The organism is Pseudoalteromonas sp. MQS005, assembly GCF_001661605.1.
In the GTDB taxonomy this organism is placed as follows: domain Bacteria; phylum Pseudomonadota; class Gammaproteobacteria; order Enterobacterales; family Alteromonadaceae; genus Pseudoalteromonas; species Pseudoalteromonas tetraodonis.
Window position 1 is genome coordinate 162,676 of the sequence record NZ_LYRQ01000002.1, and the last position, 12,887, is coordinate 175,562.

Genomic DNA, 12,887 nt, shown 5'->3' on the forward strand with positions numbered 1-12,887 from the left:
GTATTGTTTCTGTTGATTATGCAGCTATTGTATAAGTTGAATTAAAATTAAATAACTCCTATTATTTGCTTTATATGTTCAAATATTTTGAACAGTTAATATTTGGTATGATGATGAATACACCCCCTATTAGCATAGAAGCTTTGCTGGTATTAGACGCCATTGAGCATCGTGGCAGTTATGCAGCCGCTGCAGAACAACTTAATAAAGTGCCATCAGCCCTGTCGTATATTGTTAATAAACTTGAAGAGCAATTAAATGTAACTTTATTTCAGCGCCAAGGTCGGCGAGCAGTTTTAACCCCCGCAGGTAAACATTTACTGAGCGAGGGGCGTAAAGTGCTCAATGCTATAAATAATTTATCGGAGCAAACACAAACCATAGCTAATGGCTGGGAGCCTAGAATACGGATTGCTTGTGACTCAATTATTGACGTAACTAATGTTTTTGCTGCTTTGCAACAATTTTTAATTGAACATAAAAGCATTGAAATTGATGTAAAAGAAGAGGTCATGAGCGGTACATGGGAGGCGTTAATAGAAGACAATGTTGACTTAGTAATTGGTGCACCCGCCCCCGTGCCTGCTCAAAAAGGGATCAGAGCAGTGAAAATAACGGATATTCAAAATGTACTTGTGGTTCACCCATCCCACCCTTTAGCAAAAGAGCAAAAACCCATCAAGCCTAGTGATCTTGGTCAATACACCACAGTGATAGTTCATGACTCTGCAAAACAAAGTATTCCGTGGTCAGCTAATTTAATCGAAGGTAGTCAACGTTTTTATGTAAGCTCCGTAAAACAAAAAATTACCGCTATTTTATCGGGAATCGGGATTGGTTATTTACCAGTAAACCTTATTGCTGAACAAATTAAAGCTAAAAAACTTCATGTCGTGGAGCTCATTGAACCACGTCCTATTCAAGACTTATACCTTGCATGGAAAATAACCAACAAAGGTAAAGGATTAAAAAAATTGACTCAACTTTTAATCGACAATAATTTACAGACATGAAATAAGCCAACTACATAAATGCAAAAGCCCATGCTAACTAAATTAGCATGGGCTTTTTTAATCACTAATAGATGTTATAGAGCAAGATCTTGCTTAGCACGTGTTAAGTTGTGCGACACTAACTCGTTACCTGATATTTGCTGTGCTTCGTAAAAGTCAGATAACGCTGCGGTTTCGTTTTTAGCCATTAAACGGCCAACACCGCGGTTACTTAAAGCAAATGAAGTCAGCTCACGTACTTTAAAACGTGGGCCTGTACTTTGCTGTAATAATGTAATTGCTTTTGAACAAATTTCTTCAGCTTGGCTGTAGTTTTTTGATTTTACATTTAATGCGCAACTGTTAAATGCAACTTCGAATTCTTGTGGGGCTGTTGCAGCCTCTTCAATAACCATTAACTTGTAGTCACTTTGATCAGCCATTACAGCAGCTGAGCAAGTTAATAAAGAGCCAAGAGCGATGGTTTTGATAAGTGAGCGTTTCATGATTAGTTTCCTATTTGGTTAGTCGTGCTTGTTGCCGACAACTAAACTTTAGAGTGTTTACTTAATCTCGACAAACGATTAAAAACAAACCAATAAGTGAAAAAAACTAACCTATAGACTTTAGTCTAATTAAACTGAACATATTCGTTTTAATAAAAGCGACAAATAACCGCTCGTTTAACTAGGCTGCAAACCCGGCATGATTATTTACTGATTTAAGTAATCAATAACTTCTTCTTGTAAATCAATATATTCATCTTCAGACATATTTAACTTTTTAAGTATAAACGGTTCAAGGCGCTCCCAATCTTTAATTTTTTCATCACGTAAAATACTATTTACTATGCTTTCAGAGAGCTTTAACACACAAAAACAGAGCTGTTGATTAGGATCGGATGTGTCCTCAAGTAAACTTAAATCATGATGGCGTAGAATAAGCTGGCAAATATCTCTTGGTAAATGCCAACTCGATGCTAAGTAATAGCCGATAATGGCATGATTAGCGCCATAAACACGATCTTCAATATCAACTAAACTTTCTTTACTGCTTCTATTTGAACCATGCAGCACATTGACGTAGTCGTCATATTTAATCGCCATCGGAACTATGCCGCAATCATGAAATAAACCGAGCGTGTATAAGTATTCAACTGGAATTTTATTTTTTACTCGCTGCCCAACAATCATGTTTACATTAGCAATTTCAGACGCGTTATCCCAAAAACGCTCTAAACTAATACAACATGTTTTTTGTAAAAACATTTGCTTTAATTTAAGCGCAGGAATAAGTGCTTCTATGCCATTCCAACCTAAAAACATGATGGCTTGTTTTATGTCAGCAATGCTTCGCACTAAGCCGTAAGCGGGTGAATTAACAATTTTTAAAATAGCAGACGATATGGCCACATCTTTAGCAACTATATCTGCAGCAGCCATTAAAGACGGCTCATTTTGATGTGCTAATCTATCAAGATCATCTAAAATTTGCGGTTTTGGGGGAATAATAAAGTTTTTGTTTACATCAGATAATACCTGCTCATTAACGACAAACATCGATGTCTAGCCTCCAGCTAAGCTATATGGATTATTTAATTAATTCCATTTGAACTTTTATACTAGAAGTTGATTAGAGATTTATCAATTTGTAGGTGCTGAAATTGGTAGGGTAAAAATAATTTTTAAAACCAAAGCAGCACACGCCCGGTATATAGACGTGTGCTTTGAATACTAGCTTATTAGAAGTAATAGCCAATATTAATGTTGAAGCGGCGTTCAGTTTCGCTGCTATCGCCCGCTAATGAACCACCAACAAACGGCATGTTTTTACCATGAACTAAGTCAAAGTATGTAAATAAACCACCTGCAGCGACCGAGAAACCGGTTACGTTCATCCAGGTATCTTTGCTGTTGTCTGATTTGTCGTAAATAGCGCTGTAGTCATTATAAAACTGTAAGTTTGTTACTGCGCCCCATTGCACCGGCACACTGTATGCTACGTTTGCACTCGACATAGTTGCTTCCGCTGCCATGCTATCGTAAAACGAGTAAGCGCCTACAGCAATGCGGTTTACGTTATCAATATCGTAGTTGTATTCGCCATGTTGTAATTGCAAGTTCCAAGGGCCCATATTACTGTTTAAGTGAAGCGCCCATGCGTTATAGTCACCTGCGCGGTCAACACCATCATGCAAGCCACCAGCAAGCGCTGACACACCAATTTCAGTTTTACCACCCTCATGCTCTATGTGGTAGCCGTAACGACCTGAGAACGTATTATACTCGCCAATTGGATTGGTCGGCTCAGCGTAAACACCATCACCAGCTTCTCTAAAACCAACAATATCGTATGAGTAGCGATCGCTGCGGTTATCTACATAACCATCAACACCACCTAATTCATCATTTTTGAAAAAGCCTAAATCAAGCTGCCAGTTATCGGCAATTTTACGCTTAAATAACACCCCTAAATCGTGGTCGTCTTCAAGGCCTACGTAATAGTTAGTGCTGAAAAAGTAGTTATGTGAATTGTAAGGCCAGTTACCAAAAGGAACCTGAGTAATACCTGCTTGAACTTGCCAATCATCAGCAAAATCGTAAGCAGCATAGGCGTATTTAACAGCTGTCATGTAATCAAAAAAACGAATTTCAGCGTTTAGTTTTACATCACCCACATCGCCTGAGAAATTTAGACGAAAAATATCAAAGTTAAAATCGCCGCCGCGATTTTTATTGTCGTCATCATACGAGGTGTGGCTATAGTTGGTTCGAACAGCACCGCCAATTTTAATTCCCTGAGGCTTGTGTTCATGTTTAGCTACTTTAACTTCAGCTATATCTTCTTTCTGTTCAATGGTGCGCTCGATTGTCTTTTCACTTTTTTGCTCTGCTTTTGCAAGTTGCTTTTGCAGCATTTCCACTTGTTTTTGTAAGCTGCTTAATTGCTGCTTTACTTTATCAAGATCTGTATCTGCATGTGCCGGATGTGAAAAAACAACCATAGCCACTGCCAGTGCTAAAGGTTTCATAGGTGTCATAATTTGTCCTTGCTTGCCTTGTTGATGTTATTAACTCGAACTTGGTCAGCGTGAGCTAAGTACCTGCTTGATTTTACATGTTGTTTTACAATGATAACGTATTTTTACAACTCTTCAATTACACCTTGTGATTTTGCGCAACACAACAGCAACACACTAACTACTTTTTAGCAGGGTAAGCATGACAATTAATCATCATTTTAATAAATGAAAGCAGCAGCTTGCAAAATTAAAGCTTAAAAAAATAGTAGGATGATCATGTACCTATTTTTAATGTGTTATTATTTAAAAATCATATTTAAAACAGCCAGTTTGTTGCTACATATATAAATTAAGGATTCTCCAAAAATGAAAAATAACGATACCTTTAACACAATTGCTACGTTAATTTTTAAGCATCTTTATAATAACTTTCCAAGCCCAAGCCAGTTAGATCCTGAACAATTAATTAGCGATGCCTCAGATCATCAAGGTGAGCAAATAAAAGGAACAATTGCGTTTCTTCTTCATGAGGAATATATATTTTCGACGCCCAGCGCCACTTTTTTGCTAACCGAAAAAGGCTTTAGCCACGCTTTGTGTCCTAAGTTTTAAACTCACCACTTACAAAGCGATACCACAAAAAAAGCCCTAGCAATTAAAGCTAGGGCTTTATAATGATTTTTAACGTTTATTTTTTCTCTTTTTCTAAACGCTTCTTAAGGCTCAATGCCGCATCGGCCGCCAGTAAGCGCATAAATTCAGAGCCGTTATTTTGCTCACCCTGCCCTGCACCTATAACAATTTCAGGCACCAAGCGGCTGTTACCTAAGCTATTAAATAAAGCCGTTTGAATTTTAACTTCTGCTTTAAGTGTTTCATCAAATACATACTTAGGATCAAGCGCTGCTGATTTTGCGCGTAAACGTGCTTCAGCTAAAACGTCCATACCTAATGCTTCTAAGCGTTGCTGTTTTAAGATTTCTTCTTGCTCTTTTGCAAGCTCAGCCTTTACTGCAACACGTTGCTGGGCAGAAATAATCGCATTGGCTTTTATTCGCTCTGCATCAATTTGCTCTTTAATTTTTAGCTTTTCAGACTCAGCTCTTTGCTTTGCAATCGCTTGTTCGCCTAATGCCACTTCAGTACGTGCTTGTTGCTCTGCTTTTTTAAGGTTTTGTCTTGCCAGCGCTTCATCAGCAGCCGCTTGTTTTTGCGCCTCTAAACGCGCATTTACTTTATTTTCGTAATCAATATCAATAATACTCGCATCAACGACTGTGATCCCGTAAGAGCCTAAAATAGGCGCATTACGTAGCGGATTACCTTCATCATCCATTTTAATATTAATAGTAACGCGCTGTTGCTTACTTAAGTTACTTAAATCATCTGTTTTATCACGCTCACCGGTACTAATAATTTGCTCAGTAACAAAAATACCATTAGTCAGTTGATCAGAAAAATCCTGGCTTAACTGGCCATTACCACCTGAATAATGTTGTTCAACCGACATCATACGAGCCGACGCTTTTACATTTTCAGTGGTCGCACGCATTAAAAGGTTAGAAATTAGGGTTTCTTGAGAGCCAAATTCTTCATGAGTTTTTAATAAACCACGCAAAGCACCCGATTCACTAGCGGGTACGTTGCCAGGTAATCTAAAGCGGGAAACACCGCGTGCCCCACCGGTCGTGGTATCTAAGAATCGAATAGGAATGAGTGGTACAATGGCACTGGCTGTTGCGCTGCTATCGCCGGTAAAGTTAATTGAAATAACTTTTTTATAGGCTGATGTTGTACCAAATGCTTTTAAGTAAGGGCCTGCTTGATTTATTACCGTTAAATTACCGGTAAAAGCTGACTGATGAACTAGCCGTTCATCGGCTTCATTCCATGAAATAACCTGCGACGTTAATGTTGCAATCACGGCTAACACCACGACAACGGATGTTAGTAAAATCACATTACGACGACCAAAACGTGCCATAAATGAGGTGTTTTTTGCCTCAGCGACTGCTTGTTGTTCGCTATCCATTTTTAGTACTCTCCATGTTTAGTTTCTTTTTAACAAAATACGTAATTTCTTGTTCGCTTAAATGCGCACAAAAACTACCCGATCGATGCAAATCTATAAAAGTTGCAAGGATCTCTTGTTTGCCTTTAATTGTTTTTTCCTGGTTTTCTTGGGTTTGGTTTTTCTCGCTAAGTTGAGCAATGAGTTCATCAATAATGGTGTCTTTATCAAATAACACATTATATTCTTTTGACTTTCTTACTCGGCTCTTACGTATATTGCTGTAAATCACATAAAGCGCCACACACAAAATAATAACAAGCGTACTTAACCCAATAATATAAAAAATCATAACGTCTGCTTATATTAATTGAATAATTAACCCCAACAACAAATGTAACGGCTAGGTCACAGGTGTTAAGCCGATAATTTTACAGAATAACGACCCAAATAACAGAATTAAAACTTGGCTTGTGTATATTTTTGTAAAAATTAAATTAGATAAAAGTTCAATATCAGAAGTCTCAATATCTACAATATTACTTTTAGTGAGTGTTAGTAAAAGTTATTACCTGTATTGGTAACAGCCTATTAGACTCAACAGTGAACATCTTCTGTTCAAACTTTCATATTGAATACTAAGCCATTTATTCTTTTTAAAATGAGCTGATCTCAAAGTGAAAATTGCAATAATTTCCGAGTAAAGTTAAAAAAATTTAAATTTTTTACTGGCGAAGATTAAAATGCGACCTACCCTTAGTATGTAAATTAGGTACTGATTATTTGCTCAAAGTTAAATCATATGGGCATGCAGTTGATCGTTTACGTTACATCAAACCACTTATTAGTGAAAAGGATATAAAGATGAATAAATGTAAATATGCAACATTAATTGCCATTGCCATTTATGGACAACACAGTATTGCTGCTGTGGATGAGCTCACTATTTTACAACACACTCAAGAAGCAAAGAAAACCACAATCGCCAAACACGCTTCTACCCATGTAAAACTTTCTAAGCAATTTGCTATCGAAACTGCGCAAGGACACGTAATTACTCAAACTGTATCGCACCCTAATGCTGATTACATAAAGCTACATTTTAGCCAAGTAGATCTAAATGGTGACGCAAAGTTAGTCGTTAGAAGCGAAGACAACTCAGAGCGATATGAATATAGTAGTAATAATATGGACGCAGCAACAATCGATAGCTTAAACGGGGATGATGGTGTGCATTCATTTTCTTCTATGTCGGTATCAAATGACAGCGTTATCATTGAATATTACCCTGATCCAAAAAACAGTAAGCAGCAACACCAGTTTGGTGTTATTGATAGCTATTATTACGGCACTGAAAGCGCCAATATAAATATCAACCAACAAAATAATCTTGCCCCTTTGTCTACCTGCGGTATTAATGAGCGCAAAGATGTGCAGTGTTGGGCTAATTCCAACCCAACAGAGTTTGACCGCAGCCGCCCGGTAGCACGCTTAGTAATTGGTGGCCGCAGCTTATGTACCGGTTGGCGCGTTGGCAGCGATAATAAGTTATTTACCAATAACCACTGTATAGAGACTGCATCTGAGCTTGCCTCTACAGAAGTGTGGTTTAACTACCAAAATAAAAGTTGTAATGGGACAACCAGAGAAACCATTGTAAAAGTAACGGGTAAAGAGTTTTTTAAAACTGATTACACGTTAGATTATACGCTGTTCAGTGTTAATGACTTTGCCAATATTGAACAGTTTGGCTACTTAGGGCTTGATGTGCGAAACGCAGAGCAAAGTGAACGTATTTATATTCCGCAACATGGTTCAGGTAATCCTAAGGAGCTGTCGATTGAATCGGATCAAGACGCCAATGGTTTGTGCCAAGTTAATGCCCCCTCAACGAATGGGCGTGGAAGTAATACTGATATTGGATACTATTGTGACACTATAGGTGGCTCTTCCGGTTCTCCTGTTGTTGCAGCATCAAGTAATCGTGTTATTGCACTTCATCACTTAGGCGGATGCTACAATAAAGGCGCCAAAATAAGTAAGATTTGGCCCCAAGTCGCAACTTACTTTAATAACACAGTGCCTGTTGGCGATAACGACGGTAATACACCACTGCCACCTACCGCGCGTTTTGAATACAGCTGTGAACAATTACAGTGTAATTTTGATGCAACTGGTTCCAGCTCCGCAGGTACAATCATTAACTACAGTTGGAACTTTGGCGATAATCAAACCGATACAGGCGCAACTGTGATGCATAGTTTTGTCTCTGCGGGTGACTACGACGTTTCTGTTACTGTGAAAGATAGTAACAATAATACAAATACACTAACCCAAACTATTAGTGTTTCCGATGGTTCACCAACAGAAATTGAATTAACTAAAGGCCAAGCATTAACAGGCCAAAGTGCAGCATTAAATCAAGAGACTATTTACTATATTGATGTACCTGCAAATAGCACTAACATTTCAATCGGCATAACAGGTGGTTCGGGTGATGCAGACCTCTACGTTAAGAAAAATACAATACCTACCACAAACGATTACGACTGCCGACCATTTAGAAATGGTAACACTGAAAGCTGTAATATAAGTCAAGGAGAAGGTCGCTATTACGTTATGCTTAAAGCCTATAGCAGCTACAGTAATGTCACTATTATGGCTGATTATGAAAATAGCGCACCACCTACAGATAATGATACTCGTGTATTAACTTCTCGTGCTTATGGATTTCCAGATTTTTGGCAGCGCTATAGTTATGTAGTACCTACAGGCACAACTACTGTAAACATAAAAACATTGGGTGGCGAGGGAAATACTAACCTCTATGTTAGAGCGGATGCAGCGGTAACAAAAACACAATATGATTGCTTATCGAACAACAAAGGCAACAATGAAAGTTGTATCTTAGAGGTGAGTTCAGGCCAGACATTACAAATCGGCTTGTTAGGTGTCACTAATTACGATTGGGTTAAGCTTGTTGCAACTGCAAAATAATTAATATCATTTCCCTAAACAAAGCACTGCAGTAAACCTGCAGTGCTTTTTATTTGGGTTTAATTTACTCTTTTAATGCAGAGCGTATTAAACAACACAATAAGTAAAAAATGGCACCTATTACAAAAAGAACTCATAGTTAGTCGTAATTAAAAAACATAATCCGATCTCGCTATTGAGTGCGTGATAATAGCTTCAAAACTTGTTTAACTACCATTTCTGGCTCATCATTTTGTGGATAGTGGTAACTTTTACTGGTTAGCACTATCTCACCTTGAGGAAAAGCATTAGCCCAGTTTAAATGCAGTTCTCCCCACATTTCACGCCCTTTATCAGTAAAAAATAACACCGATGGATTTTCATATTTTTTAACTGAGGCAATAACCGTCACGGGAATATCTGCTATTTGTGGGTAATCGGGCAAAGGCCGCTTCGACCAAAAGTCTAAATACTGATTCGATATGCCGTTTTTCATATCATCACGTTTTATAGCAGCAATTTCTTTTTCAGCGCGCGGTAAATCAATCTTACGCATAATATCAACATCATGCTCTGAGGCGGGTTCAATTAACATTAACGCTTTAATGTTATCAGGGTAGCTTGCTGCAAATACCCTTGCGATATAAGCACCATAAGAATGCGCCACATAAACTACTGGTTCATCAATTTTTAGTGCTTTAAGCAGTAGTAAAGCCTCAGCAGCATATTCTTCTGAGCTATAGTTTTTCTTTATTTGCGCTGAGCCGCCATTGCCAATTCGAGAATAGCGAATTACTTTTGCATGCTTGATAAGCGAGTTATAAATGGGATCCCAATCACTCAGCCCTGCAGAGCCACCCGCCTCGAGTAAAACAGTGTGTTTACCACTACCCGCTATTTCATATTCAATATCAAAGCCATTTACTTTAACTTTTGCAAGCTCAGCAAACGCAGCGGTAGAGGTGATTAATACCCAAAATAGAGTCGTTTTTATTATTAGTTTCATGTTGTTAAAGCTAATTAGTAGTTAGCTTAAGTTTATAACATTAAGCACTATGTTTATAAATAATTTCTCTATCACATACCCTTAAAAATAAATAATCACGTCAATCACTCTTAAATCCTGTTTTGACTGATAGATTTCCCTATTCAAGCCTATAAACCTCTGTAACCCTATGCCATAATCTAAATAATTCATAAATTTAGTAACTTGGCGGTATATAAACCGTTTCAAGCTAACTTATAGGGTTTTTTAATGGCTTATCAAGAGCAAAACCAAGCAACAATCTACTGGCACGACTACGAGACCTGGGGGGCAAGCCCGCAAAAGGATAAGCCGAGCCAATTTGCAGGTGTGCGCACCGATCTTGATTTAAATATTATTGGCGAGCCGCTTATTGAGTACTGTAAGCCGCAAGCGGATTATTTACCCCATCCTGAAGCGTGTTTAATCACCGGTATTACCCCGCAAGTGGCGATGCAAAAAGGCTTAGTTGAGGCTGAGTTTATTGCTAAAATTCATGCCGAATTTAGCGTGCCCAATACCTGTGTGGCTGGTTATAACAGTATTCGCTTTGATGATGAAGTAAGCCGATATAGCTTTTATCGTAACTTTTACGACCCATATGAGCGTGAATATAAAAACAATAACAGTCGTTGGGATATTATAGATTTAGTGCGTGCCTGCTATGCACTTCGCCCTGAGGGCATTGAGTGGCCATTAAAAGAAGATGGCAGCCCAAGTTTTAAACTTGAGCATTTAACTGTCGCTAATGGTATTGAACATGCCGCTGCGCACGATGCATTAAGTGATGTAACGGCTACCATTGCACTGGCTAAATTAATAAAAGAAAAGCAGCCTAAGCTGTATCACTTCTTTTTTAGTTTGCGTAATAAGAAAGCCCTTGCTGAATTGGTGGACGTGTTTAACATGACCCCATTAGTGCATACCTCGTCGCGTATTCCAGCAACCCAGGGTTGTACCACGTGGGTGGCACCTATGAGCTTTCATCCTGTTAATAAAAACGCAGTTATTTGTTTTGATTTAACCCAAAACCCGCAGGTGTTACTTGATTTAAATGTAGAGCAATTACGCAAGCGTTTATACACCAAACGTATAGATTTAGCAGAGGGTGATTTACCCGTAGGTTTAAAATTGGTGCATTTAAATAAGTGCCCTATTTTAGCACCAGCTAAAACACTACTGCCTGAAAACGCTGCTCGCTTGGGTATTGACCGTGAGCAATGCTTGGCTAATTTAGCCATTTTAAAAGCCAATACTGAGCTTCGCGATAAAGTCACTGAGGTATTTAATGAGCAAGGCGATTACAGCGCCACCACGAACGTGGATTACTTATTATATGATGGGTTTACTAGCCATGCTGATAAAGCTAAATTTGCGATTATTCGTGATGCAAAACCTGAAGACTTGGCAAGTTTAAAGCTTGAATTTGAAGATCCTAAATTTAATACTTTGTTGTTTAGATACCGCGCCCGTAACTGGCCACAAACGCTAAACCAACAAGAGCTTGATCAATGGCGTCAATATTGTCAAAGCAAGTTAATGCATGGCGAAGATCAACCCTCAATCAGCGCACAAGATTTTATGATCACCCTTGAAAACCTAGCGCACGAGCATGACGACAGTGAAAAAAATCTTACAATTTTAAAAGCACTGTATAACTACGCGCAAAGCATGTAATTTGCTTTAGTGTATATAACGCATGAAAAACGCGACCCTTTAGCAAAAAGTGTCGCGTTTTTTGTTACTAGGTAAAAAACCAAAAAACTATCTCAACAAGAGAGGAATAAATGAGAAAACATAAAACCAACATTCATTTTTTATGTGTATCACTTTCTCTAAAAGCGCAGCGCCTCTTAGCCTCTTTGTGAATAATTTACTTTTACCAATTACATTACTTTTTATGCAGTGCTTCAATACGCGCTAGTAAACTTGATGTGTCGTACCTGCCGCCGCCAAGAGCCTGTACATCGGCGTAGTATTGATCGACCGTTGCAGTCATTGGCAGCGTTGCACCATTATTTTTAGCTTCATCAAGGGCAATGCCTAAATCTTTACGCATCCAATCTACAGCAAATCCAAACTCGTACTCGCCTGCCCACATTGTTTTGTAGCGGTTTTCCATTTGCCACGAACCAGCTGCGCCTTTAGAAATGGTTTCTATTACTTTTTCGCCATCAAGCCCTGCTTGTTTAGCAAAATGTAAGCCCTCAGCTAAGCCTTGTACCACACCAGCAATACAAATTTGATTAACCATTTTACATAATTGCCCTGAGCCCACTTCGCCTAAAAGCTGACTAAAACGGCTAAATGCCGCCATGATAGGTTGTGCTTTAGCAAATACCGCTTCGTTGCCACCGGCCATTACGGTTAATACCCCGTTTTCAGCACCTGCTTGACCGCCCGATACTGGCGCATCAATAAAGTCGATATGCTGTAAAGCCGCTTTTGCCGCAACTTCACGCGCTACCTCAGCAGAAGTAGTTGTGTGATCGATTAAAATCGTGTTTTTGTCCATACCAGCTAAAACGCCATCATCGCCGTATACCACTGACCGTAAGTCGTCGTCATTGCCAACACACATAAATACCATATCGGCACCACTTGCAGCTTCACGCGGGGTAGGTGCAAAACTGCCGTTAAAATCTTCAACCCATTTTTGTGCTTTAGCTGCTGTGCGGTTATAAACACATACGCTGTGCCCCGCTTTTGCTAAATGCCCTGCCATTGGGTAACCCATTACGCCTAAACCTATAAATGCAATTTTTACTGACATAAAAATGACCTATTTAACTGATAACTTAGAAACATAAGCTCGATTATGTCAATCGGCCGCTAAAAAAGCGAATGAAAGTCTTTTAAAAT

The 12,887-nt window shown here is 38.7% G+C and carries 11 protein-coding genes; 4 read left to right on the forward strand and 7 right to left on the reverse strand.

Annotated elements, in window-relative coordinates; genetic code table 11:
- The first annotated feature begins 113 nt into the window (after window positions 1–113).
- Window positions 114–1,013 (forward strand): LysR substrate-binding domain-containing protein, encoded by a 900-nt coding sequence (locus A9479_RS01825; protein ID WP_064662549.1) that lies wholly within the window; start codon window positions 114–116, stop codon window positions 1,011–1,013.
- 74 nt (window positions 1,014–1,087) lie between these two features.
- Here the strand turns inward: A9479_RS01825 and A9479_RS01830 are convergent, their stop codons facing one another.
- From A9479_RS01830 to A9479_RS01840, 3 genes are all read right to left on the reverse strand, one after another.
- Window positions 1,088–1,498 carry a hypothetical protein gene (locus A9479_RS01830; RefSeq protein WP_013465125.1) on the reverse strand — a complete coding sequence of 137 codons (411 nt, stop codon included), beginning with the start codon at window positions 1,496–1,498 and terminating at the stop codon, window positions 1,088–1,090.
- Between the two features lie 207 nt (window positions 1,499–1,705).
- Window positions 1,706–2,551: an HDOD domain-containing protein gene (locus A9479_RS01835; protein WP_033103322.1), complete on the reverse strand. Its 846-nt coding sequence runs from the start codon at window positions 2,549–2,551 to the stop codon at window positions 1,706–1,708.
- 182 nt (window positions 2,552–2,733) lie between these two features.
- Window positions 2,734–4,032, reverse strand: a complete 1,299-nt coding sequence (locus tag A9479_RS01840; protein WP_064662550.1) for a porin — start codon at window positions 4,030–4,032, stop codon at window positions 2,734–2,736.
- 348 nt (window positions 4,033–4,380) lie between these two features.
- Here A9479_RS01840 and A9479_RS01845 point away from each other — a divergent pair, with 348 nt between their 5' ends.
- Window positions 4,381–4,626, forward strand: coding sequence for a hypothetical protein (locus tag A9479_RS01845; RefSeq protein ID WP_013465128.1), 246 nt, complete (start codon window positions 4,381–4,383; stop codon window positions 4,624–4,626).
- A 76-nt stretch (window positions 4,627–4,702) separates the two neighbouring features.
- Here A9479_RS01845 and A9479_RS01850 read toward each other — a convergent pair whose 3' ends face one another.
- Together A9479_RS01850 and A9479_RS01855 are read right to left on the reverse strand one after the other, a co-directional pair.
- A complete protein-coding gene (locus tag A9479_RS01850) occupies window positions 4,703–6,046 on the reverse strand; it encodes an SPFH domain-containing protein (protein WP_064662551.1) in 1,344 nt (447 codons plus the stop codon).
- Complete coding sequence (locus tag A9479_RS01855; RefSeq protein WP_028835109.1) at window positions 6,039–6,377, reverse strand: hypothetical protein; 339 nt, start codon at window positions 6,375–6,377, stop codon at window positions 6,039–6,041. Before A9479_RS01855 ends, A9479_RS01850 begins: the two co-directional genes overlap by 8 nt.
- Window positions 6,378–6,889: 512 nt before the next feature.
- Between A9479_RS01855 and A9479_RS01860 the strand changes: the two genes are divergently transcribed.
- Window positions 6,890–9,022, forward strand: coding sequence for a pre-peptidase C-terminal domain-containing protein (locus tag A9479_RS01860; RefSeq protein WP_064662552.1), 2,133 nt, complete (start codon window positions 6,890–6,892; stop codon window positions 9,020–9,022).
- 172 nt (window positions 9,023–9,194) lie between these two features.
- On the opposite strand, the gene A9479_RS01865 is transcribed toward A9479_RS01860, so the two are convergent.
- Window positions 9,195–10,007, reverse strand: coding sequence for an alpha/beta fold hydrolase (locus A9479_RS01865; protein WP_064662553.1), 813 nt, complete (start codon window positions 10,005–10,007; stop codon window positions 9,195–9,197).
- A gap of 249 nt (window positions 10,008–10,256) precedes the next feature.
- Here A9479_RS01865 and sbcB point away from each other — a divergent pair, with 249 nt between their 5' ends.
- Window positions 10,257–11,702: an exodeoxyribonuclease I gene (gene sbcB / locus A9479_RS01870; protein ID WP_013465132.1), complete on the forward strand. Its 1,446-nt coding sequence runs from the start codon at window positions 10,257–10,259 to the stop codon at window positions 11,700–11,702.
- Window positions 11,703–11,916: 214 nt separating this feature from the next.
- Here the strand turns inward: sbcB and A9479_RS01875 are convergent, their stop codons facing one another.
- Window positions 11,917–12,798: an NAD(P)-dependent oxidoreductase gene (locus tag A9479_RS01875; protein ID WP_028835102.1), complete on the reverse strand. Its 882-nt coding sequence runs from the start codon at window positions 12,796–12,798 to the stop codon at window positions 11,917–11,919.
- Window positions 12,799–12,887 lie beyond the last annotated feature (89 nt).